Annotated in this window: 17 protein-coding genes; 3 read left to right on the top strand and 14 right to left on the bottom strand. The window is 53.4% G+C overall.

Annotation, left to right across the window (positions count from 1 at the left end):
* Positions 1 to 89: 89 nt before the first annotated feature.
* The 7 genes from ACFPPD_RS26140 to ACFPPD_RS26110 all read right to left on the bottom strand — a co-directional run bounded on the left by ACFPPD_RS26140 (position 90) and on the right by ACFPPD_RS26110 (position 9,614).
* Complete coding sequence (locus tag ACFPPD_RS26140) at positions 90 to 4,472, bottom strand: cadherin-like beta sandwich domain-containing protein (protein WP_209749057.1); 4,383 nt, start codon at positions 4,470 to 4,472, stop codon at positions 90 to 92.
* A 589-nt stretch (positions 4,473 to 5,061) separates the two neighbouring features.
* Positions 5,062 to 5,838 (bottom strand): tyrosine-protein phosphatase, encoded by a 777-nt coding sequence (locus ACFPPD_RS26135; RefSeq protein ID WP_209749056.1) that lies wholly within the window; start codon positions 5,836 to 5,838, stop codon positions 5,062 to 5,064.
* A gap of 148 nt (positions 5,839 to 5,986) precedes the next feature.
* Positions 5,987 to 6,766, bottom strand: coding sequence for an ABC transporter permease (locus tag ACFPPD_RS26130; RefSeq protein WP_209749055.1), 780 nt, complete (start codon positions 6,764 to 6,766; stop codon positions 5,987 to 5,989).
* The gene (locus tag ACFPPD_RS26125; protein WP_209749054.1) at positions 6,759 to 7,679 is read right to left on the bottom strand and encodes an ABC transporter ATP-binding protein; all 921 of its coding nucleotides are present in this window, start codon (positions 7,677 to 7,679) and stop codon (positions 6,759 to 6,761) included. Before ACFPPD_RS26125 ends, ACFPPD_RS26130 begins: the two co-directional genes overlap by 8 nt.
* 79 nt (positions 7,680 to 7,758) lie before the next feature.
* Positions 7,759 to 7,902, bottom strand: coding sequence for a hypothetical protein (locus ACFPPD_RS26120; protein ID WP_209749053.1), 144 nt, complete (start codon positions 7,900 to 7,902; stop codon positions 7,759 to 7,761).
* A gap of 128 nt (positions 7,903 to 8,030) precedes the next feature.
* A complete protein-coding gene (locus tag ACFPPD_RS26115; RefSeq protein ID WP_209749052.1) occupies positions 8,031 to 9,131 on the bottom strand; it encodes an LCP family glycopolymer transferase in 1,101 nt (366 codons plus the stop codon).
* An 18-nt stretch (positions 9,132 to 9,149) separates the two neighbouring features.
* On the bottom strand, positions 9,150 to 9,614 hold the full coding sequence (locus ACFPPD_RS26110; RefSeq protein ID WP_209749051.1) for a PilZ domain-containing protein: 465 nt from the start codon (positions 9,612 to 9,614) through the stop codon (positions 9,150 to 9,152).
* Between the two features lie 238 nt (positions 9,615 to 9,852).
* Between ACFPPD_RS26110 and ACFPPD_RS26105 the strand changes: the two genes are divergently transcribed.
* Entirely contained in the window at positions 9,853 to 10,224 is a 372-nt protein-coding gene (locus tag ACFPPD_RS26105; RefSeq protein ID WP_209749050.1) for a helix-turn-helix domain-containing protein, read from the top strand.
* A gap of 112 nt (positions 10,225 to 10,336) precedes the next feature.
* On the opposite strand, the gene ACFPPD_RS26100 is transcribed toward ACFPPD_RS26105, so the two are convergent.
* Together ACFPPD_RS26100 and gltB are read right to left on the bottom strand one after the other, a co-directional pair.
* Complete coding sequence (locus tag ACFPPD_RS26100) at positions 10,337 to 10,468, bottom strand: hypothetical protein (protein WP_378083913.1); 132 nt, start codon at positions 10,466 to 10,468, stop codon at positions 10,337 to 10,339.
* A gap of 218 nt (positions 10,469 to 10,686) precedes the next feature.
* Positions 10,687 to 15,291 (bottom strand): glutamate synthase large subunit, encoded by a 4,605-nt coding sequence (gene gltB / locus ACFPPD_RS26095; protein WP_209749049.1) that lies wholly within the window; start codon positions 15,289 to 15,291, stop codon positions 10,687 to 10,689.
* A gap of 273 nt (positions 15,292 to 15,564) precedes the next feature.
* On the opposite strand from gltB, the gene ACFPPD_RS26090 reads away from it, so the two are divergent.
* A complete protein-coding gene (locus ACFPPD_RS26090) occupies positions 15,565 to 16,839 on the top strand; it encodes a stalk domain-containing protein (RefSeq protein WP_209749048.1) in 1,275 nt (424 codons plus the stop codon).
* A gap of 681 nt (positions 16,840 to 17,520) precedes the next feature.
* Here the strand turns inward: ACFPPD_RS26090 and ACFPPD_RS26085 are convergent.
* Both ACFPPD_RS26085 and kapB read right to left on the bottom strand, forming a co-directional pair.
* Positions 17,521 to 19,809, bottom strand: a complete 2,289-nt coding sequence (locus ACFPPD_RS26085; protein WP_209749047.1) for an Ig-like domain-containing protein — start codon at positions 19,807 to 19,809, stop codon at positions 17,521 to 17,523.
* Positions 19,810 to 19,943: 134 nt separating this feature from the next.
* Positions 19,944 to 20,324 carry a sporulation phosphorelay system protein KapB gene (gene kapB / locus ACFPPD_RS26080; protein WP_209749046.1) on the bottom strand — a complete coding sequence of 127 codons (381 nt, stop codon included), beginning with the start codon at positions 20,322 to 20,324 and terminating at the stop codon, positions 19,944 to 19,946.
* A 103-nt stretch (positions 20,325 to 20,427) separates the two neighbouring features.
* On the opposite strand from kapB, the gene ACFPPD_RS26075 reads away from it, so the two are divergent.
* Positions 20,428 to 21,543, top strand: coding sequence for an MGDG synthase family glycosyltransferase (locus tag ACFPPD_RS26075; RefSeq protein ID WP_209749045.1), 1,116 nt, complete (start codon positions 20,428 to 20,430; stop codon positions 21,541 to 21,543).
* A 97-nt stretch (positions 21,544 to 21,640) separates the two neighbouring features.
* On the opposite strand, the gene ACFPPD_RS26070 is transcribed toward ACFPPD_RS26075, so the two are convergent.
* The 3 genes from ACFPPD_RS26070 to ACFPPD_RS26060 form a co-directional block, all read right to left on the bottom strand.
* The gene (locus ACFPPD_RS26070) at positions 21,641 to 22,369 is read right to left on the bottom strand and encodes a helix-turn-helix domain-containing protein (RefSeq protein WP_209749044.1); all 729 of its coding nucleotides are present in this window, start codon (positions 22,367 to 22,369) and stop codon (positions 21,641 to 21,643) included.
* 240 nt (positions 22,370 to 22,609) lie between these two features.
* Complete coding sequence (locus ACFPPD_RS26065; protein ID WP_378083965.1) at positions 22,610 to 25,258, bottom strand: glycoside hydrolase family 6 protein; 2,649 nt, start codon at positions 25,256 to 25,258, stop codon at positions 22,610 to 22,612.
* 75 nt (positions 25,259 to 25,333) lie between these two features.
* On the bottom strand, positions 25,334 to 25,896 hold a 563-nt coding region (locus tag ACFPPD_RS26060; protein WP_378083907.1), incomplete at its 5' end, for a cellulose binding domain-containing protein.

Below are 25,896 nucleotides of genomic sequence, written 5' to 3'. Positions count from 1 at the left end.
GACTGCATTTTTATTTATTGGTCTTACCAGCGGCGGTAATCGCTAGGCTTCGCATGTAATGGAGCATTAATCGCTTCTGAAAGTTACTGTTACTCAAACAAGCTTAATAATCGGAAAATAACGACGGCCGATTGTGCCCTACTTGCTGGATCATCGGGATTAAACACCCCATTTACCCCTTCCATTAATCCGAGATCAGAACTTATTCTTACATTTTCCTTTGCCCAGCCGCTTATGTCCGCAGCGTCCGAGAAAGGGATGCCGTCGTTCCCTGCCGGCATCGGCAATTGTTTTCCGCTTGCGTACTGATAAGCTTTGACTAGCAAGCTTGCCATTTGTTCCCTTGTAATCAGATCATTAGGCCCAAACTTTTCGTCGTCTACGCCGTTGACGATTTTGGCCTCATAAGCTGCATTGACGGAGTCCGCGTACCAGGCATTTAACGGAATATCCGTAAATTGATTTCCACCCTTATGATGAAGATTTAGGGCTCTTGCCAAGAGAGTCACGAATTGCGCCCGCGTTACTTTGGCATCCGGCTTGAAGGTTGTATCCGTAACGCCCTCTACGATTTGCCTTACAGCCATATTTTCAATTTCCTTCTGTGCCCAGTGTCCTTGAATATCTGCAAATGTTCTGTGCGTCTCAAACACGGCATATTGGGCGAATTGGGTAACTGAGGCTGTCATTAAGCCATTTTGCAGAGATCCGGTAACATGCTCCCATTTTTGGGTTTTCTCATTGAACAGGTACAGCTGAGCATAACTCGGATTTTTGATCTTTGATGCATCGACGTCGAATGAAATGACCATGCTTTTGCTGAGCGAAGAAACTTTCACACCATCTTCACCTGTTAACGTAAACTCATAACTAGGAGATATGAATTGGCCCAAAGGCATTTCTTCTTCATGCTTGGATTGAAGGATATCAAACTTGAGGGTGGCCCTCTCTACATTCACACTGAATAGATCGGATGGCAGCGTTAGCTGAACCCCATTGCCTTTGATAACGATCGCTTTATTTGCCTTTTTGGCCTTCTCAATCACCGCTCCCGCCAGTTCAACTGTGAGCTGATCCACAGATTCACTGGTTGTCCCGTCAATGACGACTTCTGAAGCAGCTTGATCCAACTGTGAAATCAATTTGTCCTTATTCGGTTTTACAAGCCAGATCTTCTTGCCTGAAGCATCCGTAGTGAGTGTCGGTGGTGTATCCTGTGGTATGGCTAAACCGCCACCGCCACCACCGCCACCGCCACCACCTCCACCACCTCCACCACCACTACCGCCGTCACCGCCGCCGTCGCTGATGTTTTTCCGCGTTACTTTCAGCGTATAGGTGAGCTTCGTTGCTCCATCCTGGGCAGTAACATCTATGGTTATGCTGTTGACACCCAATTGCAAAGAAATTGGATTGGCCGCTACTTGCCCGTTGAGTTTGATAACTTTCGCTGCATTTGAGTCTTGTGTCATTGCTGTTACATTGACAGTGTTACTAGTAACCGTAGCCGTATAGTTCTTTTCCGCACTTGTAAACGCCGGAGTTAGACTGGTCCCCTCGATAGCCAGACTTGATAGTAATGCATTGCTGGATGCCAGTTCTCTAGTGACTTCAATGGTATAGAGTTGTTTGGTTAATCCGTCTCCCGCCGTAACTTCCACGGTTATTACATTCCTACCAGGTTGCAACTCAACCGTACCGTTTGTCGTTTCATCGCCCAGCTTGATCACCGCTGTCGCATGTCCCTCTTCAAATTGAGGTATTACATTAGTTGCGAGTGTCGCGTATGGAGTTGTTGCCGTATATTTGTAGACCGCACCCGACACCGATTCGTTCAACGTGATACCTTCCAAGGTTAGTCCTTTTAACATGGCGTTGTTGTACTGCGGCGCAGCCTCCCGTGTCACAACGACTTTGTATTCTTTGCGCGTGCCATCCTCTGCGGTAATGATGACTGTAATCGTAGTATCTCCAACCTCTAGATGAACCGGCCCCTCAATCGGAACGCCGTTAACCTCAGCGGCCCACGTGGCATGCCCTGTATTCTCTACCTCGGCTACGACGATTGTTGCACTAATGTCATTGGAAACCGAGGCTGTATATTGGTAGACCGTGCTCTCCACTGTTTCCTTTAATTGGATATCCGTCAGGGTCAAACCTTTAATATTCGCATTGCCTTGTAAAGACGTTGTTCCAGGTATCGAGATGTAATCTAGATTTACGTTCGCCGTATCTCCTGCGTCATATTGCAAAGCGATTGTGTTGCTTCCTTCATTTAACGTAAGCAATTCGAACTTGTCTTGCCACGTATCCCAATCGTTAATCCCTGCAGATAGAAATTGTGTTTGTTTAATTTTGTTGCCATTGACATAGATGGTTAAAGTTTTATTGCTGCCGGTTCCATTGCCATACCTTATGGCTACATTATAAGAACCTGCATCTTCAGCATTTACGTTAAAAGTGGTAGCTGCTCCTTCGTTGATAGTAAAATAGCCATCAACAAAACCATCGCCGGAATAATTGGTATGATCGTTGTTTTTCTTAGTGCCCTTGGATAGTTGCGCGTACTCTGCTTCATATATTGTGGAATCCGAACGCGTTACGGAAACGGTGTATTGTTTCGTTGCATCCCCCGCAGTGACTGTAATCGGAATGGGAGGATTCGTTCCTACTATTAAAGGAATTGGATCACTAGCTTGTCCGCTTTGTACTTGCTTGCCGTCTACAGATATCACTGAGCCGACAGCAGCTGCAGGATGGACCGTCACGGTATCTACTTCATAAGGGACCACGGCAGAATAAGTATCATTCGTTTTGTTAAAAACTGGTTTAATGATGCCATCGTTCAGCGTTAAGCTTGTGAGGCTAGTTGGATCAGGAGGTGACAGCAATCCGTATACGTTTAACGTTTCAGAAAATGTTGCCATATACAATTTGCCATTAGCTACGGTTGGAGGAACAAACTTTGCAAAATTGCCTAGATGATCGCGGTCATCGTTCATTTTTGAGTTCCAGAGCTCACGGGTCAAATCATTTGCATCATAAGCACGAACGATTCCCTCAACTGTCGCTTGGTTTGCATCATCCTTGTAAGGCATACTAGCCCACACAATTCCTGTTCCCTCCTGATCTTCGTGGGCGGAAATAGATAAAAATCCTCCCGGCATACCATAAGGTGTTCCCTCCAAACTCCGTGAAACAGGTACATTCGAAAGCCGATTGCCGTCAAACTGATAAGCTTTTAGCGTGGTCTCTTCACCCCATACATATACCCATTGCCCGGCAGGTCCGTTCCAGTAAACAGGTGATCCATGAATATTTTTTACTGAATCTTGTATGACCTGAACTTGGGCATCTTGATCACTCAATTTCCCTAAATGATCTGTGTTTAATACATAGAGCTTGCCTTCCTTGCTTCCGGCAACCAACGTTTTACTTCCAGGTATCAACATGCTGCCTGAGGAACTTAAATCCAAATTCCAATAATGTAAGTCTTCATGATTATAAGGGGTAAACCAGTCTAAGATTGTAGCTGGAGAGTCTCCACTCATCTTAATAACAGTATCGCCATAGTCTACTCCGTCGTTCATCCAAGTTGCAGCACCAGCGCCGGTTTGGAAATATAGATTACCTTCCGGGTCTACCACCAGACCTTGGCCCGACTGCCATACTCCACCCATTCCTGCATCTGGTGCGGTGTTGAAAACAACCTCCTGTTCCAACGTTTTAGCATTATAGCCCAATATCCAGCCATAATAAGGGATCTGGGCACCAAAGCTAGCTGATCCAATGTAAATCTTACCGTTAGTATAGGTCAATGCAGGACGTGTACCTTGCCTATTATTGACAAAGTTAACTTGCTCACCTTCAGAATTCTTAACAGAAGCTGTAATCGTCTTCGGACCGCCTAGTTTCTCAGATCCATCGATTAAATCGAGAGCATGAAGTCTATAAATATATTTACCGTCTTCCTTGGTCATCGCAACAACGTAAATAGCTCTCTCGTCCTTAACTATGACTGGAGTCGATAAAATGCCTATCTCAACCTTAATGTCACGGTACCCTTCAGGCTTACCGATGTTGGGATCTGGAAGAGGCACCGAAGGGCCCAAATTCTTAGACCATAATACTTTTCCGCTAGGATCATCCGCATCTATGCAGTAAACGGTATTATGCATAGTAGCGACAAAAACAACATTACGATCTATTCCATCCATGTTCACTTCCGATAAATACAGCGGTTGTGCATATATATGACCGTCCACCGGTATATCATAGAGTTTGCCAAACTTTTCAGGGTTAACATTAGAAGTGTTCAGGACGGTTTCTTGTAGATTGGCGCCAGTTCTCTGGTTATCGTTGTGCTGTGTCATAATATTCACAGCTAGATGTGCAGATGCTGGATTCAGGTTTAAGCTAGAAATAAATAGAAATGCGATAAGACATAGAATAAATCGACGAGATTTGAACAAATTTGACGCCTCCTAGTTTATGCATAATACAAAACGTATAATTCTGTTACAGATCGTATCATATTGTGGAATATAATTCAATCCATCATATAGATGTTATTCACTTCATACGGATTTACGGTGGATTAGGACAACGGAACTTATACCGAGGAGCAATCTTTAGGCCAAAAGTCGGGACAACCCTTTGTTCCGAATGAAATTACGACAAAACAGATTCATGTCGTTACTGATGAAAGTGAAGCAACTTTCGAGGTTTTCCTCAATGCTGTCGCCGCAATTAAAGATTTAACAAAAGATAGTTTGATAACCAATACATTAACCAACTTAAAGGGTTTGACCTTCGAGAAAATAAAAAATGCAGCACAAAAAGAAGGCGCCCTTCTCGTAATGGACCCTATCTCCGTTCGCGTTTACGTGGAAAGAAATAACTGACTTCAAGTGGGGCACCGGAATAAGGAGGATGTGGAGTTGCTTGCGAACAAATGGATTGTTAGTGGAATAAGCGAGGCAGAATTCATGCCGGACAGGACCCTATCACGCGCTGAGTAATATTCCGAATTCTAGATTCCATGACGTACGAGCCCCATTTTCACCGCCAAATCGAAATCAATCTCTTCCGCTTTAATTTCAGGGGAACAATCGGCGCTCCTTGCTCGATTGTTCCCCCTTGCACGAGCAGCTCCGCATTAGACTTCAAGAAGCTCGCTGCTTCCTTCCCTAAACCCGCCTCCATTAGCCAGTAGGCCTCGCGAAGCCTAAACCCTCTCTTGTTAATGTCATGCGCATCAGAAGCAAGCAGATGAACCCAGTGATTTCGCGCCATCGTCCAAGCCGCTTGTTGTACCTCTATTCCATAATGGCCAACTAGTGAAGGTGCGGTAAGTTGAAATCGAACGCCTGACTCGATGAGATCGTACATACGATTGGGTTCCCGAATAAACGGAAGATGCCTTTCAGGATGAGCGATGATAGGTACGATATCGTTTTCTTTAAGATATTGAATAAAAGCGAGCAGGAATTTCGGCGTATCACGGGATGGAAGCTCTACCAGAACATATTTGCTATTACCTAGAACCAATGGAAATTCCTTAACCCATCCCTTACTATAAACTGCGTTCAGATGATATTCTTGCCCCGTCCATACCTTAAGGGGAATATCCTCCGAAGCCAGTATCGCATTCATTTGTTCGACCATCTTCTTAATCTTGTCCGAACCATTGAAATAAAGATGTTTCTTATGATGGGGTGTTGCTACAACCGTTGTAATGCCCTGCCTAACTGCATCCCTAGCCATTTCCAACGATTGCATCCAATGGTCCGGCCCGTCGTCGCACATCGGCAGAATATGACAATGTGTATCAATCACGGTAGTCCCTCATTTTTTTAATACATTACGTATCAATAATAACATTAATTTAGATGCTTTTTCTGTGGAAGTCAAGTAAAAAACCCCGAATCAAAAGATTCGGAGTCTTGTCCAAATACCGCAAGGTTCATCATATTTCAATACTTTTCTATGCCGCCACGTCCCGCTTACGGAAGACCGTCCACGACACCAAGTTAAACAAAACAAAATATCCGGCCAGCACGGCCAGCGAGAACCCGAGAGACATCGGGTGATTCTCGAATGGGCCGTTCGAATCCGAGATGTACGACAGGAGGCCGACAATATGCATGAATGGTAAATACTCGACCCACGCCTTATTCGAGATCGATAACGGTCCTGTAATGATCGTACCTGCGAAAAGCAACGAGATCGATAAGCCGATCGCGAGTCCTCCACTGCGGAATGCCGAAGACATCATGAAACCGAAAGACACTATAAACATCAATACAATGAATTGGAACAAGTAGTACTTCAAAATATAATCCCAATTAGCTGTTTCAGAAGCATCGGGGCCGTTAAAAAGGATCACGTTGATGATAAACGTCACGACGAACGCGATCGCCGTAAGCGCTAAGGCGAACATATGCATGGAGACATACTTGGATAGCAATATAGCGGAACGGCTCCATGGTCGGATGAGCAACAGCTTGATCGTCCCCCATGTGAATTCTCCAGCCACCGATTCAGCCGCCACGACTACCGTGAATATGATGATGAAAATATAAAGAATAGCCGAATCCGTCTGCATCATCGACCAGTAGGAATTCGATTTAGCCCCGTTGGACAAATATACGCCAAGGGAGATCAGAATAGGCAAAACGATAATGATGCCGATCATGATCCAAGTCCGAACACGCTGAAACACCTTCATGTTCTCGTTCTGAACGAGCTTCAAAAAGTTAGCCAATCGTCTCACTCCCCGTCATCTCGAGGAATTGATCTTCGAGCGATTTGGTTTTGGCGCGGATGCCGTACACGTTAATGCCGGCTTCGACGAGCTTACGGTTAATCGCGGCGATTCCGGCGCGATCGGACGCCAGCGTCAGCAGGCCGTCTTCGACGCGCCCCTTGCCTTGGCCTTCCAGGATTCCGAGCGCGGCGTCCGGATGGTCGACCTCGAACTGCACTTCGTCAGCGACGGCGGACATGGCGCTCTCTCCGCGGATCGAGCGGACGTCGATGATCTTGCCCTTCTGAAGAATGGCGACCCTGTCGCACATGAGCTCCATCTCGGACAGAAGGTGAGAGGATACGAGAACCGCCGTCCCCTCGTCCTGAGCCAACCGACGCAAATAGTCCCTAAGCTCGCGAATGCCCGCCGGATCCAAGCCGTTCGTCGGCTCGTCCAGCACGAGGAGCTTAGGGCGGTGCATGATCGCCTGCGCGACGCCGAGCCGTTGCCGCATGCCCAGCGAGTACTTCTTCACCTTGTCGTGAATGCGCCCCTGAAGCCCGACGAGCTCGACCACTTCCCGAATCCGTTCCTTCGTAATGGAAGGATTCATGCGGGCATAATGCAGCAGGTTATCGTAACCCGTTAGGAACTTGTACATCTCCGGATTTTCCACGATCGCTCCGACGTGAACGATCGCTTTCGCGAACTCCGTGCGTACGCTGTATTCTCCGATTCGAATATCTCCCGACGTCACTCCCATCAATCCGACGATCATCCGGATCGTCGTCGTCTTGCCCGACCCGTTCGGGCCAAGAAACCCGAACACTTCGCCCGGGCGAACCTCGAAGGAAACGCGGTCGATAATCGTGCGCCCGCCGATGACTTTCGTCACGTCCTGCAGGCGTACGACATTTGACTCTGCCATGAGCTAACCTCCGCCAATAGAATAAGATCAATACGATTATACCAATTCTTTTCCATGGCGCCTTGAATTTATGCAAACTTTATCTGGTAGCGTTGCCGCAGTTGACGCAACAGCCAAGCGGATACAACACGCGGAAATACCCGGTCCGGAACACGACCCCCGCTTGCTCCAACGTTTTCAACTGTTCGCATTTCACGCAGTAAAACAATACGTTTCTTTCCATATCGCGCCCCCTATATATACAATACGTCTCTAAATTATACATTTCGTATCTATTTACAAAATAGGACAAACTCCCGCGCCTGTCAACAACAATATTGTCAATCGGTGTTGCTTCGCCTCGGAGCCTCTTCAATAACCGAGATGCTCCAGCATCTCCTTCTGAATCGACCGCCTAGCCTCCGGCGTAACCGAGTAGTAGTAGATGCCCCCGATCATCTTGCCTTGCCCTTGCAAGATCAACGTCTTCACGTTCTTGATCGCGGGACGGTAGTTCATCGCGAGATCGATCATGTCGCCCGACGTCAAGCTGGTACGGACGTACTGCGAGAGCTGGGACAGCAGCTTCGGCAGCTTCGTGATCGAATTCACTCTGACGACTTTGTCGATCGCGTCGGACAGCACCTGGCGTTGGCGCGACGTCCTGCCGAAGTCGCCATGGGGATCTTCTTTGCGCATGCGGCTATAAAGAAGCGCGTGTTCACCGTCTAAATGCTGCATCCCAACGGGAAAAGTCGCCCCTTCGTAGTCGAAAGACCTCTCGTTATTCACGTCCACCCCACCGACGATATCGACGATATTCACGAAGCCCTCCATATTCGTCTTCATATAATAGGAGATCGGCACGCCGAATAACTGTTCGACTGCTTGAACGGACAAGGACGTGCCTCCGAAGGCGTAAGCGTGATTGATCTTGTCGTATTTGCCGGAGTTCGGCATGAACGCCCTCGTGTCTCGCGGAATGGACAAGGCCAGGGCGGACCCCGTCTTCGGTTGAACGGTCAGCAAAATCATCGTGTCGCTGCGCCCGCGATCCCCGGCCCGTTCATCTACGCCTAGCAACAGAATCGTAAAAGGCTCCTCGTTACCGAGGTTCGGGTTCCGAATGCGCTGCGCTTCCCGTTCGCTCAGCAACGTCTTTGGCGACTCGTCCGGCGTCGATGCGGACACGGGAACCGCCGCGACGGTTCCCGGAGCCTGCGGCGATTCCCCTTCTCCTGCGCCTTCCCCGCTCGCTTCCTTCGTCGCGCCTCCCCTACCATTCCCCGAAGGCTCCGACTCCGGCTCCGGCTCGAACGCCGGCTCTACCCACTTCGACGAAGGCAGCGGCTCGTACATTGCCTTCATCGTCTTATCCATCGAATACCAGACGTAGCCGCCGGCTAGTAATCCGATCGCGACAAGCGACAACGCCGAATACACCGCCAGTTTGATCGCGAGTTTTTTGGTCATTGGATATCCTCTCTCCGTCTACGAAGTCACGTCGAATCTTTTGAATTGGCCGCCCTCGTATCTGAGGGTCAATTGCTTGTAGATCGTATGGATGTGCGGACTGCCGACAAGCACGTTCCGAACGTATTCGTTCAGCCGGTAATGCAACGTCTGCCGTTCGAGTCCCGTCAACGCCCATCGAACCCCGTAGTTAAACAGGCCCTCCGCTTCTCCCGCATGGACGATGACGCCCCTTAACGTCGCGGGATAATTCCCGAGAAGCAGCTTTAACGTCCATTCGACGTCATCTCTTACCGGCATTCGCAAAAACGTCGAGAAACAGCAGCCGCCGAAGCTGACGTTATGGATGATGACCCGTTGCTTCCGGCTATTCATTTCGCGACCCCCGACGCTTCTTAACGACAATTCGGCGAATAAGGGAACGTTCGTCTCGAATCGAACGTATTCTCTCCTATTCGTCTCGTTCTCCGATTCCGGTTCCATTTCATCACCGCATCCATATTGGTTACATAATGTATCGTAATTTCACAGGTTTACTTTACGATACATTTTGTAACAAGTCAAGATGTATGATTATACCCCATAAACCCTCGTGATTATTAGATTCCTATTTTGGATATGCTGATAATGCTACATTTTAGTGCGACATTTTGTCGCAATTAATGCATTTGTTCTGTATCCATATTATGATGGGAACAAAGAACATCCTTGGAGGGATATGATGAACATCGGCAGTCGTCTCGCTTTCCTAAGAGACCAACGCGGTTTGACTCAGGAAGAACTGGCCTCATCCCTCGGCATCTCTCGTGCCGCATTATCGCATTACGAGAAAAACCGCAGGGAGCCGGATACGGAAACTCTCGGGAAAATAGCCGACTTATTCCAAGTTTCCATCGATTATCTCGTAGGACGCACGCCCCATTCCAACGTCACCTTGGATGCCGAAGTTCGACAATTTACCGACGAGCTTGAATTGTCGGACGAGCAGCTGCTTCAGCATTTCGCCCTGACGGTCGACGGCCGCAAGCTGTCGCCGGAGGAAGCGCGTAGATTCATCGCTTTCGTGCGGGCCGAACGGAACATGAACGGTTAACGGTCGTCGTAACGCAGAACATAAATAAAACCTCGAGCGGAGGATGCCATATGCATCCGTTCCGCCGAGGTTTTTTTCATGTATTCCGCGTATTGTAGCTCTCTTTGTTTTCTTAAGTTGATCCGTGATTCGTGAATTCCTTCCACTTGTCTTCCCTGATGCCCAATTGTTCCAGAATCTTGCGGATGTCCACTTCCAACGGCTGCTTCATGACTTCCGTGCCCATCGGTGCTTCCTTTTCCATCTCCGCTCCCCAAACCCTCTCTACAATTCTGGATAATTTCGTTAAAATTAGTATAAAAGATAGGACTTGCGGAAGGTGTCGAGAGATGCTGTCATGTCAGCTTTATTTTATCGGAAGTTTTGTCGAATCAGGCTCGTATTAACGCGGACTAAAGTAAAAAACCGGAGAATCGCACGTTCATGCGCCTCTCCGGTTCTTCTATCGTAATCGTTATTCGATTAGTTGCCGCCCGCTCGGGAAAGCTCCTTCATGTTCGCTTCGAACGCGGCAAGAAGCGCTTTTTCTCCGCTTAACCCTTGCGCTTCGACTTTCGCGATCTGCTCGAGCATCCGCTTGTAGTCTTTCGGAATGATCTTCACGAATTTGCCGAGCACGTTCGGCCAGTCTGCGAGCACCCGTCGTCCGAGATCGCTTCCCGTGTAGGAAACGTGATTCTCGATCATCGTCCGTACTTCGGCGACTTCCTTCTCGTCCTCGAGCGCTTCGAGAGTGACCATCTCGAAGTTGCAACGGTCGACGAACCGGCCGTCCCAATCGATAACGTACGAGATGCCGCCCGACATGCCGGCCGCGAAGTTGCGGCCCGTCTTGCCGAGGATGACGACGCGTCCGCCCGTCATGTACTCGCAGCCGTGGTCGCCCACGCCTTCGACGACGACGTTCACGCCGCTATTCCGCACCGCGAACCGTTCGCCTGCCGTGCCGCGGATATAAGCTTCGCCGCTCGTCGCGCCGTAGAACGCCGTGTTTCCGATAATGACGTTATCTTCGGCCACGAACGACGCTTTGCCGGATGGATACACGACGATTTTGCCGCCGGACAATCCTTTGCCGACATAGTCGTTCGAGTCGCCTTCGAGCGTGAGCGTCATGCCCTTCGGCATGAACGCTCCGAAGCTTTGACCGGCCGTTCCGACGAAGTGGAACTTGATCGTATCCGCCGGCAGACCGTCTTTGCCGTAACGTTTCGTCACTTCCGAGCCGAGAATCGTGCCGACGACGCGGTTCGTGTTCTTGACCGGGAACGTGCCTTCCACGCGAGCTCCGTCGTTCAGAGCCGGAGCCGCCGCGTCGAGCAACGAAATCATGTCGATCGATTCCTCGAGCAAGTGGTGTTGGCCTTTGACGTTGTAGCGGAACGAACCTTCCGGCAATTCCGGCATATGCAAGAGCGGCGTCAGATCGATGCCTTGCGTCTTGTAATGGCCGATCGCTTGCTTCGCGTCGAGGCGGTCTACCCGTCCGACCATCTCTTCGACGGTGCGGAAGCCGAGCTGCGCCATGATCTCGCGGAATTCTTCTCCGACGAATCGCATGAAGTTCACGACTTGATCCGGATCGCCCATGAACTTCTTGCGAAGCTCCGGGTTCTGAGTCGCGACGCCGACCGGACAAGTGTCGAGCTGGCATACTCTCATCATGATGCAACCGACGACGACGAGAGGGGCCGTGGAGAAGCCGTATTCTTCCGCTCCGAGCAACGCCGCGATGGCGATATCCCGTCCCGTCATCATTTTCCCGTCCGTCTCGACGACGACGCGGTCGCGTAGGTTATTCAGGATGAGCGTCTGGTGCGTCTCGGCGAGGCCGAGCTCCCACGGCAAGCCCGCATGGCGGATCGAGCCGATCGGAGAAGCCCCCGTACCGCCGTCGTATCCGCTGACGAGGATAACGTCCGCGCGGGCTTTCGCCACGCCGGCCGCGATCGTGCCGACGCCGACTTCGGATACGAGCTTTACGTTGATGCGAGCCCGAGGGTTCGCGTTCTTGAGGTCGTGGATCAGTTCCGCAAGATCCTCGATCGAGTAGATGTCATGGTGCGGCGGAGGCGAGATCAGGCCTACGCCCGGCGTCGTGCCGCGTACTTCGGCGACCCAAGGATACACTTTGCGGCCCATGAGTTGTCCGCCTTCGCCCGGCTTCGCGCCTTGCGCCATCTTGATCTGGATCTCGTCCGCGCTGGACAAGTAGTAGCTCGTGACGCCGAAGCGGCCGGATGCCACCTGCTTGATCGCGCTGCGGCGGGAGTCGCCGTTCGCGTCCGGAATATAGCGGTTCGGATCTTCGCCGCCTTCGCCGGAGTTCGACTTGCCGCCGATGCGGTTCATCGCGATCGCGAGCGCTTCGTGCGCTTCCTTGCTGATCGAACCGAACGACATGGCCCCCGTCTTGAACCGCTTGAAGATCGACTCGAGCGGCTCGACTTCTTCGATCGGAACCGGAGGCTGGTCGAATTTGAACTGCAGCAGCGAACGGAGCGTCCGCGTCTCGTCGTATTCGCCTTGCACGAGAGCCGAATATTTTTTGTACGTGTCGTAATTGCCCGTGCGGGTCGCCATCTGCAGCGTGTGGATCGTCTGCGGGTTGAAGAGATGCTCTTCTCCGCCTTTGCGCCACTGGTAGTCGCCGCCGGAATCAAGCTCGCGTTCCCCTCCGGGCTGCTTGGAATAAGCGCGCTCGTGAGCGACGAGCGTATCCCGCGCGATCACGTCGAAGCCGATGCCTTGAATGCGGGAAGCCGTGCCCGTGAAGTACTGGCCGATCACTTCCGAGTTCAGTCCGACCGCTTCGAAGATTTGCGCGCCGCGGTAAGACTGGATCGTCGAGATGCCCATCTTGGACAACACTTTGACGACGCCCTTGGTCGCGCCCTTGATGAAGTTCTTGACCGCTTTATCGTGCGAGATGTTACGCAGCATGCCTTGGCGGATCAAGTCGTCGAGCGTCTCGAACGCGAGGTAAGGATTGACCGCGCTCACGCCGTAGCCGAGCAGCAGGGCGAAGTGGTGCACTTCGCGCGGCTCGCCGGATTCGAGCAGGATGCTGACCTTCGTCCGCGTGCCTTGGCGGATCAAGTGGTGATGCAAGGAAGAGACCGCGAGCAGCGACGGGATCGCCGCGTTGTCCGCGTCGATGCCCCTATCGGACAAGATCAGAATGTTATGCCCTTTGGCGATGACGCGATCGGCCGCTTCGCACAGAACCTTGATCGCGGCGCGCAGGCCGTCTTCCCCGTCCTTCGCCGGGAAGAAGATCGGCAGCGTGATCGACTTGAAGCCTGGACGGTGCACGTGGCGCAGCTTCGCGAACTCCTCGTTCGATAAAATCGGCGTGTACAAGCGGATCTGGCGCGCGCTTTCCGGTTCCGGATTGAGCAAGTTGCGCTCCGGTCCGACCGTCGTGTACGTCGAAGTGACGATTTCCTCGCGGATCGCGTCGATCGGCGGGTTCGTGACTTGAGCGAACAATTGCTTAAAGTAGTTGAACAACCGTTGCGGCTTGTCGGACAAGACGGCCAGCGGCGCGTCGTAGCCCATCGAAGCGAGCGGCTCGGCGCCGGATAGCGCCATCGGCTCGATCACCTTGCGAATGTCCTCGAACGTATAGCCGAACGCCTGTTGGCGCAGTTGAACGGTATCGTGGTTCGGCTCCGGCAGCTCGGCCGCTTCCGGAAGGTCTTCCAGATCGACGAGATGATCGTTCAGCCATTCGCGGTAAGGGTGCTCCGTGACGATCGAACGCTTCACTTCTTCGTCGGAGATGATGCGGCCTTCCTTCGTGTCCACGAGAAGGATGCGGCCCGGACGGAGACGGTCCTTCAGAACGATATCTTCCGGCGGAAGATCGATGACGCCCGCTTCGGAAGCGAGAACCATCAAGTCGTCCTTCGTGACGTAATAACGGGCCGGACGCAAACCGTTGCGGTCGAGGATGGCGCCGATTTGCACGCCGTCGGTGAAGCCGACCGCCGCGGGACCGTCCCAAGGCTCCATCAAGCACGCGTGGTACTCGTAGAACGCCTTTTTCTCCTCGTCCATCAGCTCGTTGTTCTGCCACGGTTCCGGTACCATCATCATCGCCGCGTGAGCCATCGAACGTCCGGACAAATACATGAATTCGAACGTGTTATCGAACATCGCCGTATCGGAACCGTCCGGAGCGATGACCGGTTTGACCTTCTCCAGGTCGCCCTCGAACAGCTCGGATTGGAACAGCGTCTGGCGGGCGCGCATCCAGTTGACGTTGCCTTGGAGCGTGTTGATCTCGCCGTTGTGGATCAAATAGTTAAACGGATGCGCGCGCTCCCAGCTCGGGAACGTGTTCGTGCTGAACCGCGAGTGGACGAGCGCCAGCGCCGTTTCCAGCGTCGGTTCGCGCAGCTCCGGATAAAACCGGCCGACCTGCTCGGTCGTCAGCATCCCTTTGTAGACGATCTTCTTGCTCGAGAAGCTCGGGAAATAGAACATGTCCGCGCCCTCGATGCCGCCGAAGCGAATCGCTTGCTCCGCCTGCTTGCGGATGACGTACAGCTTGCGCTCGAACGCCATGTCGCTTGCCAACGCGTCCGAGCGTGCGATGAACGCTTGGCGGACGAAAGGCTTTACCTTCTTCGAGGATTGACCCAGCATCGAGTCGTTCGTCGGAACGGTACGCCAGCCCAGCAGCGTCTGTCCTTCCTTGGCGACGATCGCTTCGAAGATGCTTTCGTGGTTGCGGCGAACGGACTCTTCCGTCGGCAGGAACACCATCGCGACCGCGTAGTCGCCCGGTTCCGGCAGCTTAAAGCCGAGTTTCTCCGTCTCCGACTGGAAGAAGCGGTGCGGTATTTGCATGAGAATGCCCGCGCCGTCGCCGGTGCTCGGTTCGCTGCCTTGGCCGCCGCGATGCTCCATGTTGAACAGAAGCGTCAGCGCCTGCTCGACGATCTCATGGGATTTCTTTCCTTTAATATGCGCGACGAATCCCATGCCGCATGCGTCTTTCTCGAACTGCGGATCGTACATCCCTTGTTTGACCGGTAGACCTTTATGCATTTCTATCATGCTATATCAACCTTTCTTACGCAGTTTAGGAAAATTGGCGATGCGGCTTCTCATCCCTGCCCATTTGGCCTAAAATGGAACTATCGGAGGGAAAAGTTATGATCGAACGACGAAAACAGAGGAAAAACTGAACGTTTCCGAGGACAATCGCGGCAATAGTTCATAAAAATTCGCTTAATTTATTCAATCATTTTACCACCGTAGCCAGAAGGATGGCAATTTAATCTTTTTTATAATGTCGATAACGAACGTTTAAGGAGAGGAATCATTCCGATGAGAAAAAGCTATCGCAAGTCCCTTGTCCCCCTTTTCGCCGTCACGTTGGTATTCAGCTCGACTTCCGCTGCTTACGCTGCTGGCGAAGGGACCCCGACGAACGACGGATACAACATCGTCGCGCTCGGCGATTCGATCGGCACCGGTTACGAGCCCGGCATGAATTTGCAATCCGTGCCTTACGGCTACGTCGAACGCGTCTACGAGCAAGCGCTGTTCCACGGCCGTTCGGAGCTGGATAATTACGCGATTCTCGGCTTGACGACGCCCGGCCTCGCGAATTTCCTGCAAGCCGCTTCCGAAAACCGAGCGACGACCGCTTCCGAATTGCAGGACTTTCCTCCGACCTTCGCGGTCGACGCCCTGAAGCAGGCGAACGACACGGCCGAGAAAGCGCCGGAGCTCGGCAAGGATTTGGCCAAAGCCGATCTCGTCGTCCTGACGATCGGCGCGAACGATTTCGGCGAAATCGTCAAAGCCGCCACGGGCAAAGATTCGACCGCCGCACGACAAATTATACAAGATAAGACCGTCGAAACAATGAATAAGTATACAGAAGATTTGGATAAAACGATGATTTTGTTGCATAAGCTCGCGCCGGACGCCCAGATCGTGCTCGCTGATCAATATCTGCCGCTGATGCCGTCCCATGAACTATACGCGGACTTGGATAAAGTCGGAAAGACGTTATCCGAGACAGTGGATGCGAAAGCCGCCGAGCTGACCGCCGCCGGCGTGCCGGTGAAGGTTGCGCATGTGTTCGATCCTTTCCAGGAAAAGTCGAGCTCCCTAACGCATTTCAATGCCTTCGACGGCTTCGATATCCACCCCTCCCAGGCCGGCTACGAGACGATCGCCAAGGCGTTCTCCGACGTCGTCTGGTACGAATACAGAACGCCGGCTCCGCGTCCCGCCGACGTCGTCAACACGATCGTCATCAACGGCAAGGAAACGCAGAACAAGCCCGTCTTCAAGAACGGCACGAACTTCCTGGCCATTACCGACTTGGCCGACGCGATCGGCGCCAATTGGAATTGGGATCAGAAGACGAAATCGGTCACCTTCTCGAAAAACGGCAAAACGGTCGTCATCACCATCGGCGCGAAAACGATCGTCGTCGATGGATCGGCCAAGCCGCTTGCGACGCCGGCTTACTTCCAGCAGATAGGCAAATTCACGAAAACGTATGTACCGCTCGCTGTCGTCAGCGACTCGCTCGATTACCAAGTCGTCTTCCGCAACAAACTCAAAACCGCTTTTATTAATCTCTGATCGCTTACTGACGACTGCCTTACCGATTATAGCTAGCATGCCCAAAAAGAAAGCTCCCCCGATTGATTTCTAACGGGTTCCGTTTTCGGGTGCAAAGCATCGAATTGACAAGAAAAATGACGCTCAAACTGACAACATCAGTGATCGTCATTTTTCTTATCTTTTTTCTGCGCAATTGTTGTTTAAGATTGCTTTCTCATGCGATGTCGAGGTTTGGGGTCATGTTTTGTACGTTTTTTCGTACAATGCCCCTGACTCAATACGACTTCCTGCCCATTTAGTGTGGTTTTTCGTACAAAACCTCCGTTTAAAGATAACTGCCAGCTTGTATTGTACGATTTTTCACACAAATCACCTGCCTGAAGACTATTGCCTGCCTGCTTTGTACGATTTTTCGAACAATCTCCTGTCTCAAGAGCTTTGTAAGTCATTCTTTATGACATGGAAAATGGCGTGATAAATTTTGATGCAATAATTTTATTGCAACGAAATAATGCATGTCGTTTCAGGTGTCAATTTTGAAATAATAAGCCGAAAATCCTTATGAATAAAGGATTTTCGGCTTTCAAAATGTGCGTCAATTTCATTGTCATTTGAGGTGTCAATTGCCCCTTTTGCACCTCAAAACGGAACCCGTTATATTGATTTCGGAGGGAGCTTTCTTGCGCTCTTCGTTAGCCTTTACTTGACCGTGACTCTGATCGTGACCGTCTTCCCGCCGAAGGCGGCTTTGATCGTTGCCGTGCCTTTGCCCTTAGCGGTAATCTTGCCGTCCTCGACCGTCGCCACGGAAGCTTTGGACGTCGTCCAAGCCGCCAGCGTCGTCGGAGCCGACGTCTTGCCGTTCTCGAACGCCGCCGTCAGGCTTACGGATTGTTCTCCGCCGGTCGCGAGCTTAACGGAAGTAAGGGAAGCCGTCAGCTTCGTGAGCTTCGCCGTAACGACGTACGGCACTTCCAACGTTTTCTCTTGTACTTTGGCCGTCAGCTTGCCGCTTCCTTCGGCCAATCCCTTCACGGACGAGCCGTTCACCGTTACGATGCCTTCCGAGGAAGGATTCCAGTCGATGCGGGAGCCGATCGATACTTTCTTGCCGCTCTTCGTCGTCGCCGTCACTTTAATCGTCTGCGAACGGTTCAGCGTCACGCTTACGCTTTTCGGCGAAATATCGAACGACACGAATTCTTCTTCGACCGTCACTTTTACTTTGACCGTCTTGCCGAGATACGTACCGGTTAACGTCGCCGTCGCCGGGAGAAGACCCTTCATCGTCTTCGTCTTCACGAGCAGGTTCGCCGTCGACGACTTCCAGACGATTTGGTCGGTGATGGTCGCTTCGTCTCCGTTCTCGTAGATAAGCTTCACCGTCGGAAGCGACACTTCCTTGCCGATGACGACGCTGACGTTATCGACGGAAGGAATGAGCGTCAGGATTTTGTTGTGCACGTTCACGACGAACGTGTCGGAGACGATATTGTTGGATCCGTTATCGACTGCGGTGCGAAGGGTAACCGTACCTTCCTTCAGCGCCTTCCACTTGCCGTCTTCGATGGACAGCACGGCGGAATCGTCGGCAGCTGCATCTGCGCTCGCCGCTTGGGGGACGACCGTCCACTGAACGAGCTTGCTGACGTCCTTCGTCTCGCCGGACAGCGTCGTGCCCGTTACGGTCGGAAGAGTCGCCGAGTCGCCGACGAAAGCGTCGAGCGAGTCTTTGCCGATCTCGAGCTTCTCGAGCGTCGGGAATACCGTCACGGAAAGCGAACGGAACAAGCCGTTATACGTAACCGTGACCGTCGCCGAACCGACTCCCTTCGGCGTCACGATAGCGGATTTGCCATCGCCGGATTTGGCGATCATAGCGACTGCTTGATCTGCGTCCGAAATTTTCCATTCCGCACTCGACGTCACGTCAGCGAACTTGCCATCCTTGGCCGCCGATGCCGTCAAAGAAACCGGAGCGCCGTTAAGCGCCACGTTAATCGCCTTATCCGGCGAAATCTTTAATGCCTCGTAGACATTCCTGACGATGACCGTAACGGCATCCGATACACCAAAACGCTTCGCGGTAATGATCGCAGTACCCGTGCCGACAGGCGTCACGTTGCCATTAGCGTCTACCTTGGCGATCGCCGCATTGCTGCTCGTCCAAGTCGCTAGGCTAGTAATGACGGGATCCTCTCCGCCGGACTTCAGTTCGGCTTTCGCGATCAGGCTTTTCGCGCCGTTACCGATATACATCTCCAGCGGACCGTCGACAACAGCGCTACCGTCGTACAAAGAAATCGATTCGTACGGATTGTTAACCGTCAGCTTCACGGTATCGGTACGACCCTTGTACTTGGCCGTAATCGTCGCCGTGCCTTCCGCGAGCAGCTTGACCGTGCCGTTCTCGACCGTCGCGACGGACGTAGCGGAGCTCGTCCACGTCGCCGACGAAGAGACGTCGCTTTCCGAACCGCCTGTCACGCCGAAGGCGGTCAGCACGACGTCCGGTCCAAGATCCGGCGTAAGCGAGTCCGGCGCATCCGCCGAACCTTGCTTCAACTTCAGGGAATCGTAAGCGTATTCCGAAGTCACGTAGAACGTGCTCGACACGGAATTGTATCTGGCCGTGATCGTCGCGGAATTAACCGCGCCGCTGGCGGTGACGACGCCTTTGACGACTTTGACCGACGTCGAGCTCGACGTCCAGGTCGCGTCGGCGGTCACGTCCCTGTCGGACGAGACGTTCGCGATGTCCGCGTAGGCGGTCAACGTCAACGAATTATCGTCGACATATAGCTTGGAAGTTTGCGTAGAGGGCGTAATATATACGCTGTTAACCGTCTCGTCGGCTGCCGAAGCGACGCCTCCAAGAACGCCGAAGAGCATCGCGAAGACGAGAACCGCCGCCGTGAAGCGGTTGCCTGCGGCACGGGAACGGGACGACGAGGAATGGGCTTTCGCTTGATTGTTCCAGGTTTTCATCGATCGGGAATCCTCCATAACACCGTTTTCAGACGGAATGTCTACCTTCTATAACGGCATTGGAAGATGATTCCTGAAGACGAAACGCGGAAAAGATCGTTTCCCGTCGCCAAAATGAGACTTATGCCTCACGTTCACATCCCGTAATCTTTACGCGCTTCGCCCAGCTTCTCCAAGCATTTCTCCGACCAGCGCCTCAGCCTGTCTATTCTGGCGACCTCCGCCTCGAGCGCCGCCTTCAGGCTTTCCCGATAGTCCGGGAGCGCGCCGCCGTAAGGCTTGACCGTCTGCGCGGGCACCCAGGCCTTCTCCGTGTAGGAAAGCGCCTTGCGTTCGTGGAAGATCGCCGCGTCCGGATCGAACTCGCTATGCAAGTCTCCTTGCGTCGGATGGCGAAGGACGGCTAGCACCTTCACGAGAATTCTCCGGTCGTCCCCGTCCACGGCTTCTCCGACATATTCCCCCGTTTTATAGCTGATTCTCACAAGTTGTGACGCCGATTCGATTGGCTTCATTAGATACTATTCCTCCTCCTGTTCGCTTCTTATCATTGTACCACTTGTTCCGGGCTTCTCTTCGGCGTAAAATGGAGTTAGGTAAAGTGGGGGATTATTTCTAATGCGCAAAAAAAGAGTTCTGCTGCTTTCCGAAGGTTTCGGAACCGGACATACGCAAGCCGCCTACGCGCTAGCGGTAGGGCTGCGACAGCTGTCGCCCCGCATACAGACGCGCGTTATCGAATTGGGAACTTTCCTGAATCCCGTCATCGGCCCGTTGATATTGTCCGCCTACCGCAAAACCGTAAGCAAACAGCCCAAGCTGGTCGGCAAAATGTACCGCAGCGGGTATCATAAATCGCTCAACCGGGTTACGCAATTCGCGCTGCACCGGTTATTTTACAATCAAGTTTCCGACGTCGTACGCCAATTGAAGCCGGATTCCATCGTATGCACGCACCCGATCCCCAACGCCGTCGTCAGCCGGTTGAAGAGATTGGGGCTGAACGTTCCTCTTTATACGCTCATTACCGATTACGACGCGCACGCGACGTGGACGAACCCGGAAGTGAATACTTACTTGGTCAGCACCGCCGCCGTGCGGAACAAGCTGATCGCCCGCGGCGTTCCGCCGACTTCGATCGAGGTGACGGGCATTCCGGTGCATCCGAACTTCTGGCACCCGCACGACCGGGCCGAGACGCTGGCGGAATTCAACCTGAAGGACATGCCTACCGTGCTCGTCATGGGCGGCGGCTGGGGCCTTCTGTACGGGGAAGAGCTCGTCGAGTACATGGCGGGATACGCCGAACGCGCCCAATTGATTCTGTGCATGGGCAACAACGACAAAGCAAGGGAGAAGCTGCTGGCGGACCCCCGCTTCCAGCATCCGAACATTCACGTCATCGGCTACACGAAGGAAATCAACAAGCTGATGGACGTGTCGGACTTGCTCGTGACGAAACCGGGCGGCATGACTTGCACGGAAGGCATGGCCAAAGGCATTCCGATGCTGTTCTACGAGCCGATTCCCGGCCAAGAAGAAGAGAACGCCGAATATTTCGTCACCCATGGCTTCGGCGAGCTCATGACGACGACCGAGACGATAGACCGCTGGTTCCGGCTCATCCAGGAGCCTTACGCGACCGATCAGCACCGGGACACTCTTCTCGCGCTTCGCAACGCCGAATACCATCCGGCCAAGTGCTCCGAGGCGGTTCTCGCTCTGATGGAGTAAAGAATCAGCCCTTGGCGAGTTTATCGCAAAGCTAAATAATGAAGCACCTTCTACCACAATTCGATGTGGAAGAGGTGCTTCTTTGCTTTGACTTCGTCTATTGTATTTTTTTGCGGTATTGCAGAGGAGTGTAGCCAGTGACTTTCTTGAAGGATCGGGTAAAATGGGATAGATTGTCGTACCCAAGCTGACTCATAATATGACTAATGCGAAGTTCCGATTGCTCTAACATCTCCTTCGCGTATTCTATCCGTTGCCGAACGATGTATTCGGATAGCGACCACCCTGTTTTCTTGCGGAAAAACCGCGAGAGATAGGAAGGGTGGAAGTGCACGTAATGCGCGATGTCTTCCCGGGTCAACTGATCTAACAAGTGCTCCTCGATATAGGTTAAAATACGCCTCAGCGACGTATCGTCGGAATAACAGACCTGCTTCATGCTCAGTACCGGATCGTGCCGTTGTTCCGCGAACGAACCGTCCATCTTCTCTTGCGGAAGCTCGCGCATCGACATCGATTGCCCAATCTCAATCTCTACGTCCGCGTACAGTGAAGTGTGGGCGACTTTCCGCAGTTGCCTGCAGCGATGCTCCAATCCGGGTATCATCGGGTTTGGCTCGGACAACCCGAACAGGAATACCGCCGTACCGTGCCGCACGCGTACGGTCGCGCCGGAAAGCGAATGCCTGATCAATTCGTCGGACACATTGCATAGAGCATATTCCAATAGATTGCGATCGCGATCGGGTAAGGGAATATGCCATCTTCTCACCGAAATACGAATGGGCAATATCCAACTGCTATCCACCGATCTTCCGTTGTCCATCAGTTCCCTCCTTTTTCTCGTCCGACCCGATCAAGAACTAGAGCAGTCGACTCTAGACAGACCTTAGAACAATTGTACAAGAAAAGGAATCGGTTGATCTAGCTCCTAGGATGACCGACTTATCACTTTGGTGACTTCTTGCTGAATGGAAAATCTCAACTCCGCTTTACGGCGGAGTTGAGACCTTTTTCGATGAGGCTAAGACAGTCGAACTTGCCTTCCTTGCTTATGCTGTTTCGGTCAGGGTTCTGTTCCCCAAACCAATGTTCCGCTTTGATACAACGTCACTTTGTTCCAGTCGGCGAAGGACGTCTTCGTTCCGTCGAACGAGTAATCGTCCGCCTCGTTGAAGTTCGTCCAGTCGGACTTGGCGATTCGGATCATAATGTCTCCCGTCTGTCCGCCCGCCGCGATCGAGCCGGCCGCCGAACCGAACGAGATTTCCAGATACGTGTCCGCCCCGGTTGCCGCCGGGCTGACCGTCGCGAACGAGCCGCTGACGGCGCTCGTTCCGACTTGGGCGTAGTCGCACCAGAAGTTCTGGCCGGCGCTCGAATCTTTGGTGAAATAGTAGCGCAGCTTCACGTTGCTTAGGCTGACGGCGGTCGTGCCGGTGTTCTTGATGTTGAAGTTAGCGTAAATCTGGTTGTCGGTCGCGTTACTATTGTTCAGCTTGTATTGCGCGACGAGGGTACTCGTACCGCCTCCGCCGCTCGGCGTCGCGCTGGCTTGCGAAGAGTTCGCGCTCTCGCCCGCAGAATTCGAAGCGCTAACCACGTAATAATAGGCCGTTCCGTTCGTTAGTCCCGTGTTCGTATAGCTCGTCGCCGTCACCCCGGTCGCCACGTTCGTATACGGTCCGCCGCTCGTTGTCGCGCGCTTCACTGAATAGCTAGTCGCGCCGCTCGATGCCGTCCAGCTCAGCGCGACTTGCGCGTTGCCCGCCGTTGCGGTCAAGCCTGTCGGCGCGGCGGGAATCTGGGTGCCCGCGCTCGGCGTCGCGCTCGCCTGCGCGGAGTTCGCGCTCTCGCCCGTAGAATTCGAAGCGCTAACCACGTAATAATAGGCCGTTCCGTTCGTTAGTCCCGTGTTCGTATAGCTCGTCGCCGTCACCCCGGCCGCCACGTTCGTATACGGTCCGCCGCTCGTCGTCGCGCGCTTCACCGTATAGCTAGTCGCGCCGCTCGATGCCGTCCAGCTCAGCGCGACCTGCGCGTTGCCCGCCGTCGCGGTCAGTCCCGTCGGCGCGGCGGGAATCTGCGTGCCCGCGCTCGGCGTCGCGCTCGCCTGCGCGGAGTTCGTGCTCTCGCCCGCCGAATTCGAAGCGCTGACGACGTAGTAATACGTCGTGCCGTTCGTCAGACCCGTGTTCGCGTAGCTCGTCGCCGTCACGCCGGTCGCCACGTTCGCGTACGGACCGCCGCTCGTTGTCGCGCGCTTGACCGTGTAGCTCGTCGCGCCGCTCGATGCCGTCCAGTTCAACGCGACCTGCGCGTTGCCCGCCGTCGCGGTCAGTCCGCTCGGCGCCGCCGGTACAGTCACCGTGCCGCCGGGGATAACCGGGTAGGCGTTCTGTACGAGCTGCACGAACTGATTGTGGAACCAGTGACCCGATAGCGGCGCTCCCGGCAATGCGCCCGTCAGCGTGCCGTTTGCGTTCGTGTAGGTCGGGTCGCACATTCTATCAAAGCCCTTGCCCTCGTCGTTCGCGATCTCCGAGCTCGCGCCATCCGACTCGCCCGGCGGTTTCACCCACACGAACGCATCCAGATGCGATGCCGCGTAGCCGGGTGGCGATGACTGAGGCGGTTGGCCGATTCCCGCGCCGCTCGGGTTACACCAATTCCCGCGGTGGAGACGTTTATCGATCCGGCCGGAGTCGGCGTAAGCGTTGACCGTTGTGCCGCTAGCTCCCGTCGGCCGGTTCGCTCCGCCCCATCCGTTGCGGGAGGTGTCGACCAGGAAGCCGATGTTGGGAGACCAGCCCTTCGCCACGAAGCCGGTATACAACGCAGCCGTGAAATCCACCTCGTCGAAGTACGGATTATATTCGTAGTAACTCGCCGACTTCAACTGCTGCCCGTTGATCGTCATATCCGGATTCGTTAAATAAGGTTCCTCCAGCGGCGTCGTGTTCGCCGTGTCGCTGATGAAGCCGTCGACGCTCGCAAGTCCGGCCGCGGTTCCGGCCACCACCGAAGTAAAGAGGTCTATGGCAGGTTGGCGGTTGCTGTCCCAGCCCAACCATCCGGAGTGCCCGATGTCCATGTAGGTATACACGTTCGGGATCGCGTGCAATGTATCCAGCGCGTATCGGGTCGCATCCCGATAGATGTTAGTGGAGTTCGCCTGCGCGCACTCCGGATCGTTCAGGTTCGTCACAAGATTAGGCAGGGAGTCCGGTTCGATAACCGTTACGATCCGAATGTCCTGGTACTTCGTATCGGCGAACACGCTGGCGATCGCGTCGATGTACTGCGTCTTGTACGTTTGCAGCCCCGCCGCGGTCAGCGGCAGTTCGCCGTTCGACGCCAAAGCGTGGCAATCGCGTCCCGGCAAGTCGTAAATAACGAACGTTACCGTGATCGGCGTGCTTCCCTGCTTCTGGGCGAGCACGGCGTCCAGCGTTTGCGCCAGGCTTTTGCGGCCTCCGTTCGCGGCGCCGCCGGCGATCGCTACGATCCGGTCGAGCCAGACGGCGGTCGGATACGATTTGACCGTCTGCATTTTCGCGATCAGGCTGCTGTCGCTTACCTGCGCGATCGACGTATCGATCAAAGCGGCATAGTCGGGGTTTACGTAAGCCGTCGCGCCCGCGAACGGATTATCGACATGGGCTTCGGCCGAAACGCTTCTAACCCCTAACGAGAAGAAGCTGCTTACGACCATTACGCAGACGATCAATGCCGTTAAAGCTCGTTTGGACAAAGAAATTGACATCTTTCTCAGCTCCTTGAATGATTTTTAAGGCTCGATACCCCATGCCAACGTGCCGCTTGCGAACAGCGTCACTTTATTCCAGTCCGCAAAAGCCGTCATTGTCCCGTCGAACGAATAGTCGTTCGCTTCGTTGAAATTGGACCAATCGGACTTGGCGATACGGATCATGATGTCTCCCGTTTGGCCGCCCGCCGCGATCGAGCCGGCGCCCGCGCCGAACGTGAGCTCCAAATACGTGTCCGCATTGGTGCCCGACGCGCTTGCGAAAGCTCCGCCGACGTTGCCCGATCCGACTTGGGCATAGTCCAAGTAGTAATTCAATCCCGAAGCGCCGTCTTTCGTAAAATAATAGCGAAGTTTCACGTTGCTCAAGCTGACGGCGGTCGTGCCGGTGTTCTTGACGTTGAAGGACGCGTAAATCTGGTTGTCGGTCGCATTGGCATTGCTCAGCTTGTATTGCGCGACGAGAGTGCTCGCTACGTTTTGCGGCGTCGCGCTAACTTGCGACGAATTCGCGCTCTCGCCCGCGGCGTTGGACGCGCTGACGACATAGTAGTAAGTCGTGCCGTTCGTCAGTCCCGTATTCG

Origin of the sequence: Cohnella suwonensis (assembly GCF_042655365.1) — a bacterium.
Classification (GTDB): Bacteria; Bacillota; Bacilli; order Paenibacillales; family Paenibacillaceae; genus Cohnella; species Cohnella suwonensis.
Note: the sequence above shows the minus strand (reverse complement) of the source record. Positions and strands in the feature narration are given on the sequence as shown.